The sequence below is a fragment of the Rugamonas aquatica genome, assembly GCF_009380215.1.
Lineage (GTDB): Bacteria > Pseudomonadota > Gammaproteobacteria > Burkholderiales > Burkholderiaceae_D > Rugamonas > Rugamonas aquatica_B.
The window spans coordinates 260,691-284,440 of the sequence record NZ_WHUG01000004.1; the positions used below are offsets into that span (position 1 = coordinate 260,691).

General features: G+C 66.3%; 20 protein-coding genes. 10 read left to right on the forward strand and 10 right to left on the reverse strand.

Features of this window, described 5'->3' with window-relative positions:
* The first annotated feature begins 53 nt into the window (after positions 1-53).
* From pstC to phoR, 6 genes are read left to right on the forward strand one after another with little or no spacing between them, the layout of a single operon-like run.
* The gene (gene pstC / locus GEV02_RS12420) at positions 54-1,052 is read left to right on the forward strand and encodes a phosphate ABC transporter permease subunit PstC (RefSeq protein WP_174999099.1); all 999 of its coding nucleotides are present in this window, start codon (positions 54-56) and stop codon (positions 1,050-1,052) included.
* Entirely contained in the window at positions 1,052-1,909 is an 858-nt protein-coding gene (pstA, locus tag GEV02_RS12425) for a phosphate ABC transporter permease PstA (RefSeq protein ID WP_152838278.1), read from the forward strand. Before pstC ends, pstA begins: the two co-directional genes overlap by 1 nt.
* 25 nt (positions 1,910-1,934) lie before the next feature.
* Positions 1,935-2,735: a phosphate ABC transporter ATP-binding protein PstB gene (gene pstB, locus GEV02_RS12430; protein ID WP_008447305.1), complete on the forward strand. Its 801-nt coding sequence runs from the start codon at positions 1,935-1,937 to the stop codon at positions 2,733-2,735.
* 38 nt (positions 2,736-2,773) lie between these two features.
* The gene (phoU, locus tag GEV02_RS12435) at positions 2,774-3,487 is read left to right on the forward strand and encodes a phosphate signaling complex protein PhoU (protein WP_008447308.1); all 714 of its coding nucleotides are present in this window, start codon (positions 2,774-2,776) and stop codon (positions 3,485-3,487) included.
* A gap of 21 nt (positions 3,488-3,508) precedes the next feature.
* A complete protein-coding gene (locus tag GEV02_RS12440) occupies positions 3,509-4,198 on the forward strand; it encodes a response regulator (protein WP_008447310.1) in 690 nt (229 codons plus the stop codon).
* The gene (phoR, locus tag GEV02_RS12445; protein ID WP_152838279.1) at positions 4,198-5,511 is read left to right on the forward strand and encodes a phosphate regulon sensor histidine kinase PhoR; all 1,314 of its coding nucleotides are present in this window, start codon (positions 4,198-4,200) and stop codon (positions 5,509-5,511) included. The genes GEV02_RS12440 and phoR overlap by 1 nt, the downstream gene beginning before the upstream one ends.
* Positions 5,512-5,525: 14 nt before the next feature.
* On the opposite strand, the gene GEV02_RS12450 is transcribed toward phoR, so the two are convergent.
* Positions 5,526-6,383: a CPBP family intramembrane glutamic endopeptidase gene (locus tag GEV02_RS12450; protein WP_152838280.1), complete on the reverse strand. Its 858-nt coding sequence runs from the start codon at positions 6,381-6,383 to the stop codon at positions 5,526-5,528.
* Between the two features lie 70 nt (positions 6,384-6,453).
* Complete coding sequence (locus GEV02_RS12455) at positions 6,454-7,263, reverse strand: MipA/OmpV family protein (protein WP_152838281.1); 810 nt, start codon at positions 7,261-7,263, stop codon at positions 6,454-6,456.
* A 177-nt stretch (positions 7,264-7,440) separates the two neighbouring features.
* Here GEV02_RS12455 and GEV02_RS12460 point away from each other — a divergent pair, with 177 nt between their 5' ends.
* Entirely contained in the window at positions 7,441-8,112 is a 672-nt protein-coding gene (locus GEV02_RS12460; RefSeq protein ID WP_152838282.1) for a glutathione S-transferase family protein, read from the forward strand.
* Here the strand turns inward: GEV02_RS12460 and GEV02_RS12465 are convergent.
* Positions 8,109-8,642 carry a phasin family protein gene (locus tag GEV02_RS12465; protein WP_152838283.1) on the reverse strand — a complete coding sequence of 178 codons (534 nt, stop codon included), beginning with the start codon at positions 8,640-8,642 and terminating at the stop codon, positions 8,109-8,111. The genes GEV02_RS12460 and GEV02_RS12465 overlap by 4 nt on opposite strands.
* A 251-nt stretch (positions 8,643-8,893) precedes the next feature.
* Between GEV02_RS12465 and GEV02_RS12470 the strand changes: the two genes are divergently transcribed.
* On the forward strand, positions 8,894-10,708 hold the full coding sequence (locus GEV02_RS12470; protein WP_152838284.1) for an FAD-dependent oxidoreductase: 1,815 nt from the start codon (positions 8,894-8,896) through the stop codon (positions 10,706-10,708).
* 21 nt (positions 10,709-10,729) lie between these two features.
* On the opposite strand, the gene GEV02_RS12475 is transcribed toward GEV02_RS12470, so the two are convergent.
* A complete protein-coding gene (locus GEV02_RS12475; protein ID WP_235922751.1) occupies positions 10,730-12,046 on the reverse strand; it encodes a M24 family metallopeptidase in 1,317 nt (438 codons plus the stop codon).
* A gap of 114 nt (positions 12,047-12,160) precedes the next feature.
* Between GEV02_RS12475 and GEV02_RS12480 the strand changes: the two genes are divergently transcribed.
* Positions 12,161-12,934, forward strand: coding sequence for an alpha/beta fold hydrolase (locus GEV02_RS12480; protein WP_152838285.1), 774 nt, complete (start codon positions 12,161-12,163; stop codon positions 12,932-12,934).
* A gap of 106 nt (positions 12,935-13,040) precedes the next feature.
* On the opposite strand, the gene GEV02_RS12485 is transcribed toward GEV02_RS12480, so the two are convergent.
* The 6 genes from GEV02_RS12485 to GEV02_RS12510 are packed head-to-tail and all read right to left on the reverse strand — an operon-like array spanning position 13,041 to position 20,183.
* The gene (locus GEV02_RS12485; protein WP_152838286.1) at positions 13,041-14,831 is read right to left on the reverse strand and encodes an MFS transporter; all 1,791 of its coding nucleotides are present in this window, start codon (positions 14,829-14,831) and stop codon (positions 13,041-13,043) included.
* Positions 14,832-14,842: 11 nt separating this feature from the next.
* Positions 14,843-15,940 carry an N-acetylglucosamine-6-phosphate deacetylase gene (gene nagA, locus GEV02_RS12490; RefSeq protein ID WP_328595798.1) on the reverse strand — a complete coding sequence of 366 codons (1,098 nt, stop codon included), beginning with the start codon at positions 15,938-15,940 and terminating at the stop codon, positions 14,843-14,845.
* Between the two features lie 2 nt (positions 15,941-15,942).
* Positions 15,943-16,710 carry a DeoR family transcriptional regulator gene (locus GEV02_RS12495; RefSeq protein WP_152807314.1) on the reverse strand — a complete coding sequence of 256 codons (768 nt, stop codon included), beginning with the start codon at positions 16,708-16,710 and terminating at the stop codon, positions 15,943-15,945.
* 33 nt (positions 16,711-16,743) lie between these two features.
* A complete protein-coding gene (locus GEV02_RS12500; RefSeq protein WP_217433127.1) occupies positions 16,744-18,108 on the reverse strand; it encodes a D-tagatose-bisphosphate aldolase, class II, non-catalytic subunit in 1,365 nt (454 codons plus the stop codon).
* A gap of 4 nt (positions 18,109-18,112) precedes the next feature.
* Entirely contained in the window at positions 18,113-19,060 is a 948-nt protein-coding gene (locus GEV02_RS12505) for an ROK family protein (RefSeq protein WP_152838287.1), read from the reverse strand.
* A complete protein-coding gene (locus GEV02_RS12510; RefSeq protein ID WP_152838288.1) occupies positions 19,047-20,183 on the reverse strand; it encodes an SIS domain-containing protein in 1,137 nt (378 codons plus the stop codon). Before GEV02_RS12510 ends, GEV02_RS12505 begins: the two co-directional genes overlap by 14 nt.
* 271 nt (positions 20,184-20,454) lie before the next feature.
* Here GEV02_RS12510 and GEV02_RS12515 point away from each other — a divergent pair, with 271 nt between their 5' ends.
* On the forward strand, positions 20,455-23,748 hold the full coding sequence (locus tag GEV02_RS12515) for a TIM-barrel domain-containing protein (RefSeq protein WP_152838289.1): 3,294 nt from the start codon (positions 20,455-20,457) through the stop codon (positions 23,746-23,748).
* Positions 23,749-23,750 lie beyond the last annotated feature (2 nt).

Sequence of the window (23,750 nt, forward strand, 5' to 3'; positions counted from 1 at the left end):
ACCATATGAGCGCTGATATCACTTCCACGCCACTGAACAAACCGGAGCCGGCCATGAACACCGCCACCGCCGCCTTGACGGCCGCCGAGCACGCAGCCACCCAGGCCATGCACCGCACCATGCGCAACCAGCGCATCCAGGACTTCTTCTTCCACAAGACCACGATGTTGTTTGCGCTGTCCGTGCTGGCGGTGCTGCTGGGTATCATCATCTCGCTGATGGTGGGCGCCTGGCCGGCCTTCAAGGAGTTCGGTCCGGCCTTCATCACCACCGTCGAATGGGATCCGGTCAACGACAAGTACGGCGCGCTGATCGCCATCGTCGGCACCCTGGCCACGTCCGGCATCGCGCTGCTGATCGCCTTCCCGGTCAGCTTCGGCATCGCCCTGTTCCTGACCGAGATCTGCCCGGCCGGCCTGCGCCGTCCGCTGGGCACGGCCGTCGAGCTGCTGGCCGGCGTGCCGTCCATCATCTACGGCATGTGGGGCTTGTTCGTGTTCGCGCCGCTGTTCGGCGACTACGTGCAGCCGCTGCTGAAAAACACCATCGGCCATCTGCCCATCATCGGCCAGTTCTTCAGCGGCCCGACCATGGGCATCGGCATCCTGACCGCCGCGCTGATCCTGGCGGTGATGATTATCCCGTTCATTTCCTCGGTGATGCGCGACGTGTTCGAGATCGTGCCGGCCGTGTTGAAGGAATCCGCCTACGGCCTGGGCTGCACCCGCTGGGAAGTGGTGCGCAAGATCGTGCTGCCTTACACCAAGACCGGCGTGGTCGGCGGCGTCATGCTGGGCCTGGGCCGCGCGCTGGGCGAGACCATGGCCGTGACCTTCGTCATCGGCAACGCCAACAAGCTGTCGTGGTCGCTGTTCGCGGCGGGTAACTCGATCGCCTCGACGCTGGCCAACGAGTTCGCCGAAGCCGACACGCCGCTGCACGTGTCCTCGCTGTTCGCGCTGGCACTGATCCTGTTCGTGATTACCTTTATCGTTCTGTCCGCCGCCAAGCTGATGCTGGCTGGCATGTCCCGCAAGGAAGGCGTCAAATAATGAATCAAGTTATGAATCCGGTTTATCGCAAGCGCTTGCTGACGCACCGCATCGGCATCGCGCTGTCCGTGGCGGCGATGTCGGTCGGCCTGCTGGTGCTGGCGTGGATTTTGATTACGCTGGCCGTCAAGGGCTTCGGCGCGCTTAGCGTCAACCTGTTCACCCAGACCACGCCGGCGCCGGGTAGCGAAGGCGGCGGCCTGGTCAACGCCATCGTCGGCTCGCTGATGATCGTCGGCCTGGCCACCGTAATCAGCACGCCGATCGGCATCCTGGCCGGCATCTACCTGGCCGAGTACGGCGAAGAAAACAAGATCGCCGCCGTCACCCGCTTCGTCACCGACATCATGCTGTCGGCGCCGTCGATCGTGATCGGCATGTTCGTCTGGGCCATGTACGTGGCCACCGCCAAGCACTATTCCGGTTACGCCGGTTCGGTGGCGCTGGCGCTGATCGCGGTGCCGGTGGTGGTGCGCACCACCGACAATATGCTGCGTCTGGTGCCGAACAGCCTGCTGGAAGCGGCGTTCGCGCTGGGCGCGCCGCGCTGGAAAGTGGCGATGATGGTGCGCCTGCGCGCCGTCAAGGCCGGCGTCATCACCGGCGTGCTGCTGGCCGTGGCCCGCATCTCGGGCGAGACCGCGCCGCTGCTGTTCACCGCACTGAACAACCAATTCTTCAGCGCCGACATGAACGCGCCGATGGCCAATCTGCCGGTGGTGATCTACGGCTTCGCCATGAGCCCTTACGACAACTGGCGCGAGCTGGCCTGGGGCGGCGCGCTGCTGGTGACGTTCAGCGTGTTGGCGCTCAACATCCTGTCGCGCACCGTGTTCAGCCAAAAAGCACCGAATTAAACTCATCCTGATAAAGCGATCAATAATGAATACGCAACTGAGCCAAGAGAACGTGGTAGCCATGAACGGCAAACGCAAGACCATCGAGATTTCGGGTCTGAATTTTTTCTACGGTAAGACCCAGAGCCTGACCAACGTCAACCTGGACATCCACGAAAAGCAAGTGACGGCCTTCATCGGCCCGTCCGGCTGCGGCAAGTCGACGCTGCTGCGCACGCTGAACCGCATGTACGACCTGTACCCGGGCCAGCGCGCCGAAGGTTCGATCATGTACCGCGGCCGTAACATCCTGGAAGAAGGCCAGGACGTCAACATGCTGCGCGCCAAGGTCGGCATGGTGTTCCAGAAGCCGACCCCGTTCCCGATGTCGATCTACGACAATATCGCTTTCGGCGTGCGTCTGTATGAAGACCTGTCGAAGGGCGAGATGGACGAGCGCGTCGAATGGGCGTTGAAGAAGGCGGCGCTGTGGGGCGAAGTCAAGGACAAGCTGACCAAGAGCGGCCTGTCGCTGTCGGGCGGCCAGCAGCAGCGCCTGTGCATCGCGCGCGGCGTGGCGGTGAAGCCGGACGTGCTGTTGCTCGATGAACCGACGTCGGCGCTGGATCCGATCTCGACCTCGAAAGTGGAAGAGCTGATCAGCGAGCTGAAGCAGGATTACACGATCGCCATCGTCACCCACAATATGCAGCAGGCGGCGCGCTGCTCCGACTACACCGCCTATATGTACCTGGGCGAGCTGGTGGAGTTCGGCGAGACCGACCAGATCTTCATGAACCCGGCGCGCAAAGAGACGCAGGACTACATCACCGGTCGCTTCGGCTGATCGCACCTATAATAGCAAATCGACTACGGAGCCTTAGCATGATCGGTGAACACTCATCCAAGCAGTACGACAACGAACTGGAAGCCATACGCAGCAAGGTGCTGCTGATGGGCGGCATCGTCGAGACGCAATTCCTCGACGCCATGACCTGCTTCCGCATCGGCAATCCCGAGCGCGCCGACCGCGTGATGCGCGAGGACGACGCCGTCAACCAGCTGGAAGTGTCGCTGGACGACGCCTGCAGCCACCTGATCGTGCGCCGCCAGCCGGCCGCCAACGATCTGCGCACCATCATGGCGACCATCAAGGTCATCACCGACCTGGAGCGCATCGGCGACGAAGCGACCAAGATCGCCCGCACCGCCAAGGCGCTGCATGCGCGCGGCGCGGTGACCGTCAACCACTACGAGATGGTGCGCGGCATCGCCAACAACACCAGCGACATGCTGCACGACGCGCTGGACGCGTTCGCCCGCAACGACGGCAAGCAAGCCTTGCAGCTGATCGCCCAGGATGCGGTGATCGACCATGAATTCCGTTCGATCATGCGCAATCTGATCACCTTCATGATGGAAGATCCGCGTACAATTTCGGCCGCGCTGGACACCCTGTGGGTGGCCAAGGCGATCGAGCGCATCGGCGACCACGCCAAGAACATCGCCGAATACGTCATCTACGTCGTCGAAGGCAAGGACATCCGCCACACCAAGACCGCACCGATACCGGACGACGTGCCCGCGCAAGCTGAGTAAAAAGAAATAATAAGAGAAATAATGGCATCCGATAAAACTACCGTACTGATCGTCGAAGACGAGCCCGCCATCGTTGAGCTGGTGACGTTCTCGCTGCGCGAGGCGGGCTGGAACTGCTGCGCCGTGCAGAGCTGCGCCGAGGCCTGGGACTTCATCCAGACCAAGACGCCGCAACTGATATTGCTGGACTGGATGCTGCCCGACCAGACCGGCCTGCGCCTGCTGGCGCGTATCCGTTCCGACCGCCAGTTCAATGAAATCCCGGTCATCATGCTGACCGCCAAGAGCATGGAAGAAGACAAGCTGGCCGGCCTGAACAGCGGCGCCGACGACTATGTCACCAAGCCGTTCTCGCCGCGCGAGCTGCTGGCCCGCGCCAAGGCGCTGTTGCGCCGCAAGAGCCCGGAGCATGCGCAAGCGACCATGCGCGCAGCCAATGTGATGCTGGACCCGGTCAGCTGCACGGTGTTGATGGACGAGCAGAAGATCGACATCGGCCATGCCGAGTACAAGCTGCTGAAGTTCCTGCTGGCCCATCCTGAGCGGGTGTTCTCGCGCAGCCAGCTGCTCGACAAGGTGTGGGGCGACCATGTGGTGATCGAAGAGCGTACCGTCGATGTCCATGTGCTGCGTCTGCGCAAGGCGCTGAAGGAAGCGGAGCATCTGATCAAGACGGTGCGTAGCGTGGGCTACATGCTGTCGGAGAAATAATGAATCCCAAACTGGTGTTCTGGGTGCCGGCCGCGCTGCGCACCGCCGTGATCCTGGCGGGCTGCACGGCCCTGGGCTGGATGTTCGGCTGGTTGAACGGCCTGGTGCTGGCGCTGATCGCCATGATGGTGCTGGTGTTTGTGCAGCTGTCCTATCTCTACCAGTTGAGCAACTGGATGGACGATCCGCAAAGCGCCAAGCTGCCCGACGGCTGGGGGGCGTGGACCAATATCTTCTCGCGCCTGTACCGCATGCGGCGCGACGATGAGAAGAACCAGACCGAGCTGACCGAATGGCTGGCGCGCTTCCGTCAGGCCATGCATCTGCTGCCGGACGGCGTGGTCATCATGGATGACGTGCTGTTCCTGGAGTGGTGCAATCCGGCTGCCGAGAAGCATCTGGGTTTGACGCATGAGCGCGACAAGGGCATGCGCGTGACCAATCTGGTGCGCAGTCCGGATTTCATGGACTACATCATCCTCGGCCGCTACGAGCAGCCGCTGACGATCAGCTTCCGCGAGCGCAAGCTGATTGTGCATATCATTCCGTTTGAAAACCGCCGGCAGATTCTGGTGACGCACGATGCCACCGAGACCGAACGCATCGAAGAGATGCGGCGCGACTTTATCGCCAACGCGTCGCACGAGTTGCGCACGCCGTTGACGGTGATCGTGGGCTTCCTGGAGATCGCGGCGTCGGAGGGGCTGGATGCGGCGACGCGCTCGGCTCACCTGAAGCTGATGACGGAGCAGGGCCATCGCATGCAGCATCTGATCGAGGATATGCTGACCTTGTCGCGTCTGGAGTCGGTCGATTATCCGATGCGGCCGGAGCAGGTCGATGTGCCCAAGCTGATGGAACAGGTGTTGCGCGATGCGCGGGCGCTGTCGGCTGGCAAGCATGAGATCACGATGGCGGTCAATGGGCCGGACATCATGGGCAGTTATGAAGAGCTGCACAGCGCGTTCGGCAATCTGGCGTCCAACGCGGTGCGCTACACGCCGGCCGGTGGCAAGATCCATCTGGTGTGGAAGGAGTATGAGGGCGGCGTGAAGTTCCTGGTGGAGGATACCGGCATCGGCATCAGCCCTGAGCACATCTCGCGCCTGACCGAGCGCTTCTATCGCGTCGACAAGAGCCGTTCGCGCGAGACGCAGGGTACGGGGCTGGGCTTGGCGATCGTCAAGCACGTGCTGCTGCGCCATGGCTCTACGCTGCAGATCAAGTCGGAGGCGGGCAAGGGCAGCAGCTTCATCGTCTGCCTGCCGAAGAGCGCCATCGTTCAGCAGCAGCCGGAGTTGTTGCTGAACTAGTACCCTGCTCAGCGCTATGGGTAGGTGAAGAAGATGAAGTGCACGGCGTTGAGCGCGATGTGGATCACGATCGGCGCTTCGATGCGTTGGGTGCGCTGGTAGGCGTACGCATAGCCCAGGCCCGCGATGGCGGCGAGCCCTGCATACAGCGGGCCGCCGGCCAGATGCGCGGCGCCGAACAGCAGCGCGGAGCAGGCCACCGCCAGCCACGATCCATAACGCCATCCTCCCATCGCCGACGCCAGCCGCGCCTGCACGAAGCCGCGGAAGAACGCCTCTTCGGCGACCACGGTGAAAAACAGATTCACGGCGAGGAATTGCAGCGTGACATCCGGCAGCTTGAAAGCCGGGTGCACGAAACCGGCGCCGGTAGCCAAGGCCATCACCACCCCCACTGTCACCAGCAGCACCGGCCAGGTCTTGCGCAGCACGCCGCCCAGCTCGGCAAACGACGCAGTACGCCGGCATATCAACGCCAACAGAATCAGCCCGACCGCGCCCTTGTCGAAATTCGCATACTGGGTAAACGGTTTGGCGTCGGCCGAGAACACCGCGCCCGCAATCACCACAGGATTGCTGAATCCCGGCAGTTTATGAATAGCCAGCGCGAACGCCAGCACCAGCGTGAGCACGCCGGCCACTATCCGCAGATATTTTTGAGATGAAGCGCTGGTCAGCCAGGCCGCGCCGCCGAACACCGCCAGCGACACGTAGGCCGGCGCGTGCAGCACGCCGGACAGGCCGCCGCACAGCAGCGCCACGGCGAACCACATTTGCCAAGGGGTGCCCGGTAACAGCGGCGAAGGTTTAATCCAGACAGCGCCCACGGACAGGGCGAGAGAAATGAAGGTCAGCAGTGTGAGGGTGGGCATTATTGAAGGAAATCAGTAAGTTGAATTTCCTTCAATAGTATCACTCCAGCCAGCCGATCAAAACGGCCGCTTAGAACTTGTAGGCTACGCCCGTCATCAGCACCGGCGAGGTCTTGCGCTTGGTCAGCGGGCTGTCGGCGGCGTCGCCGCTCAGGTGCGAGACGCCGAGCGCGGTGTGCACCGACCAGTTCTTGTCCAGCACGTGATTCCAGTTGACGCCGGCCGTGACGTTGGAGAAGCCGCCTTTGGCCGTGTAAGCCTTGTAGCCGGAAGCGGCGCTTTGCGCGGCGGTCACGCCGAAGTAGGTTTGCATGTGCTTCTTGTCGGCGTATTCGGTCGACAGGCTCAGGCCGATCTGGTCGCTGGCGGTGGTGTAGAGCTGCGTCGACGCGCCCAGCGTGTAGGTGGCGCCGTGTTCGCGGTGCGCCAGGTTCTGCGTGGTACCCAGGCTCAGGCCGACGGTGCCCAACTGGTAGCTCGCGTTCAGCACGACCTGCGCCGCGCCCTGGATGTCGCCCATGCCCTTGAGCGCGTCGGAACCGTCGAAGACGTTGCGCTTGTGGTCGGCGCGGGCGCCGCCGTAGCTCAGCGCCGCGCTCAGGTTGACGCCGCTGACGTTGCTCTGGTAGCCGATGCCGCGCATGGTGCTCAGGAAGATGCCGTTGTCGTAGGTGCGCTCGAAGTAGGGCAGCGGCACCACACGGCTCTTCTTCGAACCGGTGTATTCCGGCACATAGGCCAGGCCTGCACCCAGCGTCATGCTGTCGCCGGCGGCGGGCGCGGTTTTTGGATTCGTCGACGGCAGATCGAGGGCGTCGGCGTAGCTGTTGCCGCTGATGGCGCAAAGGGAGGCGATGGCAAAGGTGATGGCGAGGCGCATTGAATATCCTGTGAGATGATGGTTCGGTGGTCCGCCGGCGCGTCTTGGGGAGGTAGCCCGGCGTATGACGGAGCGAAGTGTCTCAACATTTGCGCCGCGCCGCTATCGGCTTGTCTGAAGTATCATCTGCTGAATTCTTTGGTACCGCGTCGCGGTGCCTGACTTTCGGAGCCGACCATGTCCCTGACCCTGTATTACCACCCGCTGGCCTCGTTCTGCCACAAAGTGCTGATCGCGCTGTACGAGAACGGCACGGCCTTCGACAAGCGCCTGATTAACCTGGGCGAAGAGGCCGACCGCGCCGAGCTGCAGGCGATCTGGCCGCTGTGTAAATTCCCGGTGCTGCGCGATCACGAGCGCAGCCGCGACGTGCCGGAGACTTCCATCATCATCGAATATCTGGACCGCCATTTTCCCGGCCCGCAGCCGATGATCCCGGCCGACTGGGATGCGGCGCTGGACGTGCGCCTGTGGGACCGCTTCTTCGACCATTATGTGCAGGAACCGGTGCAGACCATTGTCGGCGCGCACCTGAGCGGCCTGCAGTGCGACCAGACCAAGGAACGCACCAAGCTCAAGACGGCCTACAAGATGATCGAGAAGCGCATGGCGGCGCGCAGCTGGATGTGCGGCGAGGCGTTCAGCCTGGCCGATTGCGCGGCGGCGCCGGCGTTGTTCTACGCCGCCACGCTGTTGCCGTTCCCGGAGGAATACCATCACCTCGGCAGTTACTTCGAGCGGCTGGTCAGCCGTCCATCCGTCAAGCGGGTGCTGGACGAGGCGCAACCGTATTTCTCGATGTACCCGTTCTTTGACGATATCCCGGAACGCTTCCTGGCAACTGCTTAGTTTTTGTTGCCTTCGCCGTCGGCGCTCTGCATCGAGGCCGGCTGCTCCATCGAACGGTTCTGCGCCGCCACGGCGGCGAACTGGTGGGCCTGGTCGATGATTTCCTTGCCGGCAGCCTTCTGCAGGCGTAGCTGCTGGTCGGCCTGGGCGGCGGCTTTCTGCGTGACCGCCTCGGCCAGCTCGGAGGCGGTGCGCGCCGTCTGCGGTGCATGCTGCTGCACCACCTGGTTGATGCTGGTCTGGAACTCGGTGGCGACCTGGTTCAGCTGCTGTTGCCACGCTTGCAGCTTCTGCGCCACTTGCTCGACCGACGGCGTGTCGGCCGGCGTGCGTTCGGTGGCCGGGGTCAGCAGCGCGGTGCGCAGGGCTTCGGTGGAATCCTGAAGCCAGTCACGGCTGAATTGCAAGTTCACGTCGGACAGTTTGCGTACCGATTGCAGGGTAGCGATGGTCAGGTCGCTGAAGTAGTCGATCCGGGCTTCCACGTGATTTTTTGCTGCTGGCGAAATGGTTTCCACAAACGAATTCATTGACTTCTCCTGATTGGTGAGGGGCCAAGGTGAGCATGGTGTGGCTGGCGTTCTGGCCGGACGCCGCTGCCCTAATCTTGGCAGGTACGGGCGGTTTTCGCCACCCTGGAGCCGGGCGGCATGATTCGTTTAATCTGGTCAATACATTCTCCGCTTCGCCACGCGCTTGTCCGTCTCGCCACATAGCGATGGACCGGCGCCGGGCCGCTGCACTAAGGTGGCGAGGTGACTTCACATCTGAGAGCGAGCCCATGAAAAGAAGAAGTTTGTTGCAGGCCGCCGCCGCCTTGCCGGCGCTGGCGTTGACCCCTTTGTCGGCCTTGAGCGCTGCCGCCGGCGCCGTGGCGCGGCGTGTGCGTCCGGGCGACGCCGGCTGGCCGTCGGCGGCCGCCTGGCAGCAGTTGCAGCAACGCGTGGAAGGGCGCCTGCTCAAGCTGGACGCGCCGTTCGCCGCCTGCGCCGCCAGCGTGGACGCCCCGGCCTGCGGCGCCGCGCTGGCCACGTTGAAAAACACCTTCGCCATCGGCGACCAGCCGGCGCTGACGCAGACCAGCGGCTGGCTGGACGCATGGTCCTCGCAGCCGAGCGCCTACGCGGTGGTGGCGCGCACCACGGCCGACGTGGTGGCAGCGGTCAACTTCGCCCGCGACCACCATCTGCGGCTGGTGGTCAAAGGCGGCGGCCACAGTTATCAGGGCACGTCGGACGCTGCCGATTCGCTGCTGGTGTGGACGCGCCAGATGAACGACGCCACCTTGCACGACGCCTTTGTCGCGCAGGGCAGCAGCGCCGCGCCGCAGCCGGCCGTGACGCTGGGCGCGGGCGCGATGTGGATCGACGCCTACGACGCCGTCACCACGCGCGGCGGCCGCTACGTGCAGGGCGGCGGCTGCACCACGGTCGGCGTCGCGGGACTGGTGCAGAGCGGCGGCTTTAGCAACTTCTCCAAGGCTTACGGCACGGCCGCCGCCGGCCTGCTGGAAGCCGAAGTCGTCACCGCCGACGGCCAGGTACGCATCGCCAACGCCGGCAGCAACCCCGAGCTGTTCTGGGCGCTCAAGGGCGGAGGCGGCGGCAGCGTCGGCGTGGTCACGCGGCTGACGCTGCGCACGCGCGAGCTGCCGGAACATTTCGGCGCCGTGTTCTTCAGCATCAAGGCGGCATCGGACCAGGCCTACCGCGCGCTGATCGCGCAGATGATGGCCTTCTATGCGAGCACGCTGTTCAAGCCGCAGTGGGGCGAGCAGATCGGCTTCAACACCGACAACACCATGGACGTTTCGATGGTGTTCCAGGGTCTGAACCAGCAGCAGGCCGAGGCAGCGTGGGCGCCGTTCCTGGCGTGGCTGCGCGAGCGGCCCGAGTACGCCTTCGACAAACCGTTCCGCGCGCTGGCGCTGCCGGCGCGGCAGTTCTGGAACGTGGCTTTCTTCAAGCAGCACGCGCCCGGCTTCATGGTGGCCGACGAACGCCCCGGCGCCCCCGCACACCACGGCGTGTGGAAGGGCGATGCGGCGGAGGCGGGGTGGTTCATCCACGGCTACCAGTCGGCGTGGATGCCGGCGTCGCTTCTGGCCGCCGACGGGCAGGCGCAGCTGGTGGATGCGCTGTTCCGCAGCACGCGGCACTGGCGCGTCGGCCTGCACTTCAACAAGGGATTGGCCGGCGCCCCGGCCGCCGACATCGCCGCCGCGCGCGATACGGCGATGAATCCCGATGTGCTGGACGCCTTCGCGCTGGCCATCATCGCCGGCGGCGACGGGGCGCGCTATCCGGGCATGCCGGAGGCGAAGCAGGACGCGGCGGCGCAGGCGCTGCGCGGCCGCGAACGTGCGGCATCGATCGGCCGGGCGATGGGGGAGTTGCGCAAGGCCGCGCCGAAGGCCGGCTCCTACGTGTCGGAGAGCGATTACTTCATCAAGGATTGGCAGCGGGCGTTCTGGGGGACCAACTACGAACGGCTGGCGCGCGCCAAGCGCCAGTACGATCCGCACGGCCTGTTCTTCGTGCGCCACGGCGTCGGCAGCGAGGCCTGGAGCGAGGACGGCTTCACGCGCAAGGGCTGATGCTCACGCCGCCCGCTTCGCTCACGGCTCGATGTTGGGCGCGCGGCGCGGCACCAGATGCAGCTCCTTCTGGCGTCCGCCGATGTAGCGCACGCCGGCCTGGTCGAAGTAGGCATCCTCCTCCAGCATGATGCGCAGCGGCGCCGCGTAGGCCGGCAGCGTGGTCGCCGCATTGAGCTCGATCGAATACGCGGTGCGGTAGCGCAGCGCCTCGTCGCCGCTGCCCGGCACGCCGTCCTGCATGTCCCACATGCCGATGGCCGGTCCGGCCGCGTGGCCGTGGTAGCCGATGGGGTGGGTGTAGATGGTCGGATTGAGGCCCTCGGCGCGGGCCTGCGCCAGCGCCGCCGCCAGCACCTGGTTGCCGCTGCGGCCCTGGCGGAACTGCGCCGTCAAAATATCCTGCACGCGGTTGGCGCGCGCGAAGGCCTGCACCAGCGCGGGCGGCGCCGCGCTCTCGCCGGGCTTGAGCACGTAGGCGTGCTGCTGCACGTCGGTGTTCAGGCGCAGGTAGGTGATGCCGATGTCCACGTGCAGCAGGTCGCCGGGGACGATCACGTCGGCGTCCGCCAGCGCCGAGCTCTGGCTCGGGCGCTGGATCTCTACCGATGGATGGAACCAGGTGTCGTAGCCCAGGTCGCGGATCTTCTGGCGGAACCACCACACCACGTCCGCAGTGGTGGTGATGCCCGGCGTGATGACGCGCTCCGAAAAGCCCTCGGCGATGATCTTGTGGGTGGCGTCGATCAGCTGCGGATAGATCTGCATCTCGTGTGCGGTGCGGGTCTCCAGCCAGCGCACCGCCAGCGGCTCGGCCGACACCACGCGGGCGCGGTACTCGGCCGGCAGCGCCGCCAGCAGCTCGGTGTAGTCGGTGTGGTCGATGCCGTCGGCGTGGCCGAAATGGCGCGAGGTGTCGAGCGCGATCTTGTTCGGCTTGCGCTGCGCGATCAGCGCCACCAGCGCCTGCCACTGGTCGGGATACTTCTGCATGTCCCAGGCCGCCGCGATGCTCTGGCCGACGTTGTAGCGCGCCACCGCCAGCCGGTCAACGCGGCCGGTGGCCGGGTCGCGGTAGAACAGCAGCACGGTGCGGCGGCGGGCGTTGAGCCACTCGGCCGGCAGCATGGTCTTGAGCACCGGGTCTTCGTTGTACTCGCGCGAGACCACTATCCACATATCGATGCCGGTCTGCGCCATCATGTCCGGCAGCAGGGTATCGAAGCGTTCGGCCAGCAGCTGGTTGACCACCACCGCCTGCTCGCGCAGCGGCAGCACCTGGGCCGGGGCCGACGCGGCGGCCAGCAGCAGAGACATCGCAAGGAGATATTTTTTCATGCAGCCATGGTGGCCCAGAGTTCCCGTCGAAGTCAATCAACTAGCTGTAGGCTTGTTAAAAAAGCACTGTTGCGTTACGCTGGCGCCACGACCACCATCACACGAGGAGAGGACATGGCATCGATTTTCTATCTGCACGGCGGCCCGGGCCTGAGCGTCGCCATTGAAAGCACGCGCTTCCCGCTGGCGGAGCAGGTGCAGTGGTGGCAGCAGCCGTCGGCCGCGTCGTGCGCGCAGCGGCCCTACCTGGATTTGCTGGAAGCGGCGCTGGCCGAGTTCCGTCGCAGCGCGCAGGCGCATGGCGCGCCGTTGACATTGATGGCCAGCTCCTTCGGCGCGCATCTGGCGACCTATATCGCCAACCACGCGCCGGAAGCGGTGGCGCGCGTGGTGCTGCTGGCGCCGACCTACAATCCGGAGCAGGCCGCGCTGCGGCTGGCGCGCCATGCGCTGGCCGTCAATGCAGGCCACGCCGATGTGCCGAAAGTGCAGGCCGCGCTGGCCGCCTATGATGCGGCGCCGGGGCGGGCGAAGTTCTGGGAAGTGTTCGGCGTGCTGCAACTGCTGCCGGATGTGCCGTCGCTGTATTTCGGCCCGAACGCGGGCGATGCGCCTGGCCATTTCCTCGGCGTGCTGCATCAGCCGGGCGCCTTCGATGGCCCAAGCTCGGTGGCGATCTCGGACGATTTTGCCGCCAGCTTCCAGGCGCCGGGGCGCAGCGCGTTCAACGGTCCGGTATCGATAGTCTTTGGCCGCCACGATCCGATGATCGACGCGGAGCATGACGGCGCGTTGTGGCGCGCGGTGTTCCCGCAGGCCGTCTTCCGCACCGTCGACAGCGGCCACTTCCCGCTGCTCGAAAGTTCGGTAGAGGCCTGCCTGGCTTAATCCGTCGTTCCGCATCGGCGGACCGCCGCGAAAGCGGGAACCCATGCTGCGTCTCCGAGCATCCGGTGTATGGATTCCCGCCTGCGCGGGAATGACGGCGCTGCCGTCAGCGCGAGAAGTGCGCGTCGATTTCTTCCAGCGTCTTGCCCTTGGTCTCGGGCAGCAGGAAGGTGGCGGTGAGGAAGTACAGCAGCGCGCAGCCGGCGCCGTAGAAGAACAGCGTGGCGTAGCCGTACTGTCCCACCGTCGGCAGGAACACGGCGGCGATCACCGTCGAGACGAACTGGTTAATCAGCAGCGCCACGCTCATGCCGTTGGAGCGTATCCGGTTGGGCATCAGCTCCGACAACGCCAGCCACACGCACACGCCCGGGCCGACGGCGAAACTGGCGACGAACAGACAGATCGCCAGCGCCACCTGCCAGCCGTGCGTGGACGGCGGCACCGCCGACAGGTGGGCCTGTTCGATGCGCAGCGGCGCGCTCGCACCCTCGGCCGGATCGGCGAAGGGATTCAAATGCAGGCGACGGAAGAAGGCGCCGATCACACTGTCCGCCTGCACCGTGTCCTCGCGCGCCAGGCGCAGCTCCGGCAGCGCCGGATCGTCGCTGCGGCGGCTCTGCACATTGGTGAAGGGACCGTAGGAATAGGCCAGAGACAGCTGCATCGGCGCGCCGTCGCCGGCGGTGCCGCCCAGCGCCTGCAGCGTGGCCGGATCGAGACGCAGCACCAGGCTGTCGCCTTGCGCGCGCGCCTGCAGCATGGCGCTGATGTCGGCCTGTTCGCCCTCGACGCTGCGGAACAGCAGGCCGGCAGCCAGCAGCGCCACCACGATGCCGCCGGTGCCGAGCATCATCAGGAACTTGCGGCCCTTGCGGTCCACCAGCACCACCGCCACCACCGTCATCACCGCGTTGAGCACCTTGAGCGCCACGTCGGCCATGTTGGCGGTGGCGCCGGGCAGGCCGGCTTGATTGAGGATAGTCACCACATAAGCCAGGATGGAATTGATGCCGGTCGCCTGCGTCAGCGCCAGCACCAGACAGGCCAGCAGGAAGGGTAGCACGTAGCGGCGGCTCAGCAGACGGTCGCCCGCGCCGGCGTTGGCCGCGGTTTCCGGCGACAGCGCCAGTTCGATGTCGCGCAGTTCCGCCTCCGCCTCGGCGGCCGGGCGGGTGCGCAGCAGCGCGGCGCGGGCCTGGGCCGTGCGACCCTTGCGCGCCAGCCAGCGCGGCGATTCCGACAGCAGCAGGCCGCCCAGCGTGAACACCAGACCAGGCACCAGGCACACCCAGAAAATGCTGCGCCATGCATGGTCCTTGGCCGCGAACACGGCGTCCGCGCGCTGCGCTTCGGCCAGGCCTTGCGCCGCCGCCGTCGCGGCGTCCACCGTCTGCGCCTGGAACAGGCCAATCAGCGCCGCCGCCACCAGGCCGATGGTCAGCAGCAGCTGGAACAGCGCCGCGCCGCGCCCGCGATGGCGCGCATGCAGGCACTCGGCCAGGTATAGCGGCACCACCACGCCGATCAAGCCGCCGCTGATGCCTTGCAGCAGACGGCCCAGCATCAGCGGCAAATAGCCGTCGGCCAGCGCGATCAGCGGTATGCTCAGCGTGAACAGTGCACCGGCCAGCACCATCGCCGCGCGGCGGCCGACCAGGTCGGCCAGCGCGCCGGCGAACAGCGACGACAGCACGGATCCCAGCAATACAGCCGCCACGATGAAGCCCAGCTGCTGCGCCGTCAGCTTCCACGCCACCGACGCCGTCGACTCCAGATAGGGCAGGGCGCCGGCGATGATGCCGACGTCGATCCCGTACAGCAGGCCTCCCATGCCGGCAATGAACAGCAGGAAGCCCATGGCGCGATTGGGGGCGGTTGACAGGGTGGCTTGCATCGAAACTCCGGCTAGTGGGTGGAAAGATCGATGGCTTCGCCTTCAACGAAGACGGCCACCGGCTGCAGATCGGCGTTCAGGACTACGATGTCGGCCCAGGCGCCGGGCGCCAGGCGGCCGCGCTCGGACTCGCCGATGTAGTCGGCGGGGTACAGCGACAAGCGGTTGGAAGCATCGGCCAGGTCCAGCCCGAGGCCGACGAAATTGCGCAATGCCTGGTCCATGGTCAGCACCGAGCCGGCCAGCGAGCCGGTGGCCAGCCGCACGCAGCCCAGGCATTTGTAGACGCGCTGGCTGCCCAGGCCATACTCGCCGTCCGGCATGCCGGTGGCCGAGGTGGCGTCGGTCACGCCGTACAGGCGCGGAATGGCGCGCAGCGCGGCGCGGATCGCGCCTTCATGCACGTGCTGCAGGTCGGGGATGATCTCGGCGTATTCGGCATGCGCCAGCGCGGCGCCGGCGATGCCGGGATGGCGGTGGTTGAGCGCCGTCATGCCGTTGAACAGATGGGTGAAGCCGGCCGCGCCGGCGTTCAGCGCGGCCACGCCGTCCTCGTAGCTGCCGTTGCTGTGGCCCAGCTGCACGCGGATGCCCAGCTCTTTCAGCTTGGGGATCAGCGCCAGATGGCCGTCCACTTCGGTGGCCAGCGTCAGCGCGCGGATCGGCGCCAGATCGTGATAGCTGCGCACCAGCTCCAGGCTGGCCACGGCCACCGCGTCCGGCGGTTGCGCGCCGAGCCTGTGGATGCTGAGGAAGGGGCCTTCCAAGTGCACGCCCAGCATGCGCGCGCCGCCGGCCGGCCGTTCGGCGATCACGCCGGCCAGGCCCTTGAGCGCGCGGCGGATCGAATTGTCGGTGGCCGTCATGGTGGTGCCCAGCATGGCCGTGGTGCCGTGGCGCGCGTGGCTGCGCGCCACGGTGGCGCCGGCGTCGCCGCCCTGCATGATGTCGGCGCCGGCGGCGCCGTGCACGTGCAGGTCGATGAAGCCGGGCAGGATGGTCAGGTCGCTGTCCGCTTGCTGGTCTGCCTGGATGGATTGAATGCGCTGGTCGAAGGCGATGCTGCCCGTGATCCAGCCTTGTGGGGTAAGGATTCTGCCGCTTAACACTGTTATTCCGCTATCAGGAGTTCGATGCCGGCTTCCAGCAGGCCGTCGCGGTATTCCGCGCTGATGCTGGCGTCGGTAATGACGGTGTGGACGCGGTCCAGCTGCACGATGCGGTGCAGGCTGACGCGCCCGAATTTGGAGGCGTCCGCAAGGACGATGATTTTCTTGGCCCGCTCCACCATCTTGTGGTTCAGGCTCGCTTCCGCCTCGTGGTGGGTGGTGACGCCGAACTGCAGGTCGAAGCCGTCGACGCCGAGGAACAGCTTGTCGAAGCTGTAGGCTTGCAGGCAGGCCTCGGCCTGCGTGCCCTGGATGGACAGCGACTGCTTGCGCAGCAGGCCGCCCGTCAGGATCAGGTCGACGCCGGGCGCGTCGGCCAGCTCCCAGGCGATGTTCAGGCCATTGGTCATCACCGTCACGTTCTGCGCGTCGCGCAGATGGCGGGCCAGCGAGATGGTGGTGGTGCCGGAATCGATGATGATGTTATCGCCCGGCTGCACCATGCGCGCGGCCCAGGCGCCGATGCGCTCCTTCTGCTCGTGGTTCAGCGCATCCTTCTGCGGTATGGTCTGTTCCGGCGGCGGCATGCGCGTCAGCGTGGCGCCGCCGTGGCTGCGGGTGGCCAGTCCCTGCGACTCCAGCGCACTGAGGTCGCTGCGGATGGTGACGGCCGAAACGCCCAACTGGTCTACCAGCGCGGCCACCTGGACCGAGCCGTGCTGGGTAAGCGCCTGCAAGATGGAGGCGCGGCGTTGACTGGTATTTCGCATTATTTTGCTGTCGATTCTACAAAAACTTCGAGCTTAACAGATCGCGGCCGCGCTGCCAGCCGCTGTCGCCACATCAGCTGTTGCATTGAGCGCTGCGTTGCGGTTGCAGGCACGCGCGTATTGCGCCAGCACGCGGCCGATTTTGTGCTCCAGCAGCGCGTCGGCGTTGGTGGCCAGGCGGCCCTGCAGCACTTCCAGATACTGCTCCGGCAAGTGTTGGCTCAGCAGCGACAGCGGGATCGCCAGCGCATCGAGGTTGGCGCACAGGCGCTCGACGGCGGCCGTCACCGCCGGCTCGCCCCAGTAGTAGCGGCAACGGTCGCTCAGGCCATAGCGGCGCAGCAGGCGCTGTTCGGCGCTGCTGCCAGGGTAGTGCTTGGCCCAGTGCTTGGGCTGCGCCAGCATGGTTTCGTCCAGCACCTGCATCAGGCGCGAGGCCCGGCCGGCCGGCACCAGTTCCTCTTCGATGCAGCACAGCGCCTGCAAGGCTTCGCGCAGCGCGAAGGTGGCGGCCGGGCCGACCTTGAGGATGGCGAAGTGGTCGCGCACCATATCGTGCAGCGCCGATTCGCGCTGGTAGTCGGTGGAGTGGGCTTCGAACACCAGGCCGGGCTGGCCGGCCACGAAGGCCGACAGCGCCGTGGCCTGGGCCGCGTCGTAGTGCTGGATCTGGCTATGGTCGAAATCGACGCCCGGCTGCACCACCATCGCGATCACGCGGCGCCAGGCGCTATGCAGCTCCATCGCGAAGAAGGCCAGGCGGTGCACGTCCAGCGTGCGCGCGGCGGCCTTGGGCGAGGTGACGGCGCCGGCCTGCGCCAGATTGGCTTCGCCGCCGGGGATGGGGACTTCGGTGCCGATCACGTACACCGGCGGCGGCAGGCCGGCCTGCTCGGCCGCCTTTTCCGCCACCGCGCACAGGCGCGCCGAACGGGCCGCGATGGTTTCGTCGCTCAGGATCTGCGGATCGTCGGCGCAGCGCATGCTGCAATCGAGGTGGATCTTGTGGAAGCCCGCCGCCGCGTAGGCCGCGATCAGCGTCTCCGCGTGCTGCATGGCGGTGGCCGCGTCCAGGCCCTGCCAGGCGTTGGGGCCGAGGTGGTCGCCGCCCAGCACCAGCCGCTCCAGCGGGAACTGCTCGCCCTTGGCCAGGTTGTGCACATAGTCGCGGAAGGCCGGCGGCGTCATGCCGGTGTAGCCGCCGAACTGGTCGACCTGGTTGGAGGTGGCCTCCACCAGCAGCACCGTGTCGTAGTCGGCCGCCACGCGCATCGCCGCGCGCAGCACGCTCGGATGGCTGCAGCATACGCTGTACAGGCCTGCCGGTTCGCCGCGACGGTGGGCGGCGATGATTTGCTGGACGGGGGACAGTGGTGGGGACAGGTCGGTAGTTTTCATGGGCTTAGCGGATGGTCAGTTGTTGACGGGCGAGCAGGGCGGCGCCGCGCGCGCCGCCGGCGTCGCCGAATTTCGGCGGCAGGATGGGCGGCACACGCACGCCGGGGAACAGGTGGCGGCGCGTGGCCGCCGGCAGCTGCTCGTAAAGGTGGGCCAGCTGCGACAGGCCTCCGCCCAGCACGATGGCGTGCGGGTCCAGCGTCAGCACCAGCGTGGCCAGTGCGTGGCCGAGCAGGTCGACGTGCAGCGCCATGGTCCTGGCGGCATCGGCCGAACCGGCGCGCGCCTGCGCGACGATGGCGGCCGGCGTCAGGTCGCCGCCGCCGGCGTGGCTGTGCAATTGGCTCATGCCGGGGCCGGACACATAGCGTTCCAGGCAGCCGCGCCGCCCGCAGGGGCAGCCGATCACCGGCAGATCGTATTGCGCCAGCAGCGCTGCCGGCAGCGGCCAGTGGCCCCACTCGCCGGCCACGCCGTTGGCGCCGCGCAGCAGGCGGCCGTCGACGCAATAGCCGCCGCCGGCGCCGGTGCCGATGATGGCGCCGAACATCGACGGCTGGCCGTCCGCCGCACCGCCCTGCGCTTCGGACAGCGCGAAGCACTGGCAGTCGTTGCCGACGGCGACAGGGCGTTCCAGCGCCTCCTTCAGCGAGGCCACCACCGCGCGGCCGTTCAGCGCCGGCACGTTGGAGCTGAGCTGGCGGCCGGTGACGCTGTCGATCACGCCCGGCAGGCCGATGCCCACCGGCGCCTGCAGGCCCAACGCCTTGTCGGCGCGGCCCACCAGGCCCTGGATCGCCAGCAGGAACTCGGCGAAATCGGTGCCCGGCGTGGCGATGCGCTCGCGGTGGGCTTCCTTCAGTTCATGGCCATCCTCGGCAAACGCCACCAGCTCGATCTTGCTGCCGCCGATGTCGATGCCGTGATAGCCGCGTGGTTCAGAATTCGTCATGGCGATAAATGGTGACGCCCTGGACGACCCGGTTGACGGTGCCGCCGGCGAATGGATTGTCGGGACGCAGTTGCAGCAGCGCCGACTGGTGCAGCGCGTACTGCTGCGCCATCAGCAGCCACAAAGGCGCCAGCCACGCGTCCGGCCAGGCCGGGGCGTCGATGGTGATGTCGGCGCCTGCGCCCACGGTCAGGCAGCGGCCCGCGACCTGGTCGCGTTGCAGCTCCAGCAGCAGGTCGTGCTCATAGCGGCGCGACAGCGGATCGGCGCTGCGGAACAGCACCACCAGCGTCTCGGCGTTCAGCGCGGCCTTGGGGCCGTGGCGGAAACCGAGCGCGCTGTTGGCCATCGCCAGCACGCTGCCGGCGGTCAGTTCGAGGATCTTCAGCGCCGCTTCTTTTGCCAGCGCCTCCAGCGGGCCGCTGCCCAGGTAGACCACGCGCGACACGCGCTGCGCGGCCAGTTCCGCCACCGGCGCCTGCCAGTCGGCCAGTGCGCGTTCGCCCAGTGCTGCCAGGGTGTTCAGGCGTTCCGGCTGGAAGTCGGGATCGAGCACGCTCAACGCGGCCAGCAGCATGCAGGTGAAGCTGCTGGTCATGGCGAAGCCGCGGTCGCAGCTGGCGGCCGGCATCATCAGGTTGAAGGTCTGCTCGTCGCCCGCGCCTTGCACGGCCAGCTCGCCGTCGGCGTTGCAGGTGATGTTGAGGAAGCGCGCGCTCGGCACCAGGTCGCGCACCAGCTGTACGGCCGCCGTGCTTTCCGGGCTGTTGCCGCTGCGGGCGAAGGACACCACCAGCGTCGGCGCGCTGCGCTCAAGGTACAGGGCAGGGTGGGTCAGCAGACTGGTGGTCGACAGCGCGCGCACCTGGCACGGCCAGGCGGCGTTGATTTCGTCGGCGATGATTTCGCCGACATAGGCCGAACTGCCGGCGCCGGTAAGGATCACGCGCTGCTGCGGATTGCTCAGGGTGTCGCCGAGGAAGGCGGCGATGCGGCTTTGTTCGGCGGCGAGATGCGTCGCCAGTTCGCGCCACAGGGCGGGCTGGTGGGCGATTTCTTCGGCGGTATCGAGGCCGCCGATATCGCGCCAGGCTTGGGGGGCACGCTGGAGTAGGTTGGTCATCGAAAGAAATTGTCTGGTTAGGTCAGGAAAGAATAAGGTTTAATTTTCGAAATGTCAAATTCGAAAGTAAAAAGAAAGTTAACTCGGCACAACGCAGACCGCATCTGTACCACTTTCGCCACGTAAACGAAAGTTTGTTATTCGATCAACTATCAATACGAAAGATTTTGCAAGCTATTTGAAATATTTCCCTTTGTTTTTGTTGACCGCGTTTGTTTTTATTCCTAGAGTAATTGCACCACAACGCATTTTCTTTCGAAATAAGCAAACTATGAAACAGATTCCGGCACTTGCAGCCGCCTTGCTCTCCATCGCCAGCGCACCGCTGCTGGCCGCACCGATCGGCAACCTGCGCACCGTCACCGCCGGCCCCGGCCAGCAGTGGGATTTGGTCACCGACACCGGCGCCCATATACAGCTTAGTCTTCCGCGCGCCGATGTGCTGCATATTTGGGCCGGTCCCAAATCCGGCCTGACCGGCGCCGGCGACAAGGCCGCGCCCATCGTCGTCGCCACGCCGGCCGCCACGGTCGAGCATAGCGTCAGCGAGCAGGCCGACCATATCCTGATCCGCACGCCGGCACTGAGCCTGCGCATCGACCGCAAGCCGCTGCGTTTCAGCCTGTTCCGCGCCGGCGACGCCCAGCCGCTGTGGCGCGAGATCCAGCCGCTGGAACTGGGCGACAAACAAACCGTGCAGACGCTGAGCAGCGACAAGGCCGAACGCTTCTTCGGCGGCGGCCAGCAGAACGGCCGCTATGAATTCAAGGGCCGGCAGATGCAGGTGTCGTATTCCGGCGGCTGGGAAGAGGGCGACCGTCCGAGCCCCGCGCCGTTCTTAATGAGCTCGCGCGGCTGGGGCGTGCTGCGCAACACCTGGTCCGACGGCAGCTACGATCTGCGCCAGAGCGACCAGATCTCGCTGGAGCATGACGAGGCCCGCTTCGACGCCTACTACTTCGTCGGCAAGGACATGCGCGACGTGCTGGCGCGTTACACCGAGTGGACTGGCCGCGCGCGCATGCTGCCACGCTGGGCGCTGGAATACGGCGACGCCGATTGCTACAACGACGGCGACAACGTCAAGAAGCCGGGCACCGTGCCGAAAGGCTGGACCGACGGCCCGACCGGCAAGACGCCGGACGTGATCGAGAGCGTGGCGCGCCAGTACCGTGAGCACGACATGCCCGGCGGCTGGATCCTGCCGAACGACGGCTACGGCTGCGGCTATTCGGCGCTGCCGGAGACGGTGCAGGGCCTGGCCAAGTACGGCTTCCGCACCGGCCTGTGGACCGAAAACGGCGTCGAGAAAATGGCGTGGGAAGTCGGCACCGCCGGCACCCGCGTGCAAAAGCTGGACGTGGCGTGGACCGGCAAGGGCTATCAATTCTCGCTGGACGCCAACAAGTCGGCCTACGACGGCATCCTGAACAACTCCGACGGCCGGCCGTTCATCTGGACCGTGATGGGCTGGGCCGGCACGCAGCGCTACGCCGTCACCTGGACCGGCGACCAAAGCGCCAGCTGGGACTACATCCGCTGGCACGTGCCGACGCTGATCGGCTCCGGCCTGTCGGGCCAGGCCTACGCCACCGGCGACGTCGACGCCATCTTCGGCGGCAGCCCGGAGACCTACACCCGCGATTTGCAGTGGAAGAGTTTTACGCCGGTGCTGATGGGGATGTCCGGCTGGGCCGCGGCCGAGCGCAAGCACCCGTGGTGGTTCGCCGACCCATACCGCAGCATCAACCGCCGCTACCTGAAACTGAAGATGCGCCTGACGCCATATATGTACACGCTGATGCGCGAGGCCGAGCAAAGCGGCGCGCCGCTGGTGCGCGGCCTGATGTGGGATAACCCGGAAGACCCGGCCGCCTACACCGAAGCCTATAAGTACCAGTACCTGCTGGGCCGCGACCTGCTGGTGGCGCCGGTGTACCGCAGCCAGGCCGTCAGCCAGGGCTGGCGCCGCGCAATCCACCTGCCGCAGGGCCAGTGGTTCGATTACTGGGATGGCCGCCAGGCCACGGCCGGCAAGGGCGGACGCGATATCGACCTCGCCGTCACGCTGGAGAAGCTGCCGGTGTTCGTGCGCGCCGGCGCCATCCTGCCGATGTACCCGGAGATGCTGTACGACGGCGAAAAGCCGAAGGACGTGCTGACGCTGGACCTGTATCCGCAAGGCGCTTCCGAATTCACGCTGTATGAAGACGACGGCAACACCCGCAAGTATCAGGACGGCGCCTTCAGCCAGCAGTTGATCCGCATGAAGGCCGCCGCTGATGGCGTGCAGGTCGACGTCGAACCGGTGGTGGGCAGCTACGCCGGCCAGCCGGCGCGCCGCGCCTATCAGCTGCGCGTATTGAGCCGCCAGCGTCCGGCCGCCGTCAGCACCGGCAATACGATACTGCCTCCGCTGGCCGACCGCGCAGCCTTCGACGCCGCCACGGCAGGCTGGTACTTCGACGCCGCCGAACGACTCGGCACGCTGCACGTCAAGACCGCCAGCCAGGACATCCGCCAGCCGCTGCGCTTCAACGTGCAGTCCGCAGCGACGCTGGTCGCTGACGACGCCTTCCCGACCGCGCCGGTGCTGGGCCGCGCCATCCCGGCCGACGCCATGATGGTGATGAACCGTCCGGCCGAGGAAAACGGCCACCCGCTGGAAAACGCTTTCGACAACAACCCTACCACCTGGTTCCGCACCGCGCGCAGCCCGGCGGTGCAGGGCGGTCCGCATGAATGGGTGATCGGCTTCACCGAGCGCCGCCTGATCGACGGCATCGAGCTCGCGCCGCGCAACGACCAGCACTGGCAGCACGGCCAGATCCGCGACTACGAGATCTACATGGGCGACAACAACGGCGACTGGGGCCAGCCGATCAAGCGCGGACAGCTGAAGCTTCAGCAGGGCGCGCAGACGATCAGCTTCCCGCCGGCCGCCGGCCGCCTGATGCGCTTCCGTGTTCTCAGCACGCAGAACCCCGAGGGCGATGGCGCCTCCGCCACCGATCCTATGGTGACGGCGGCCGTCACCCCGGCCGCGCGCGCCTTCAACGCCGCCGTGCCGAGCGAAGTGCAGCCGATCACGCTGTCCGAATTCCACGTGATGGCCTACGAGCCGCCGGCCGGTGCGGAGCTTCAGCAATACCTGTCCGACTTGGCCTTGCCGAAGAATGTCAGCCGCGACAAGCCGGCGCAAGGCAAAGAGATGCGTATGAACGGCCTGTGGTTCCGCAAGGGCCTGGGCGTGGGCGCGACCAGCCGCGTCGACCTGCAACTGACCGGCAACTGGAACCTGCTGCGCGCCGACCTCGGTGTGGACGACAGCTGCCGCAGCGCGGGCGGCTTGCAGTTCCAGGTCTGGAGCGGCGAACGCCTGCTGTACGACAGCGGCTTGATTAACGCGCCGGCCGTCGTCAAGCCGGAAATCGATGTGCGCGGACTGAGTCAACTCAGCCTGCGCACCCTGGGCGCGCGCGGCAGCAAGCCGGCCCAGGTCTGCGGCAACTGGGCCAACGCGGTCCTGCTAGGCACAGAGGGCAGCACCGTCAAACCGCGCTAACC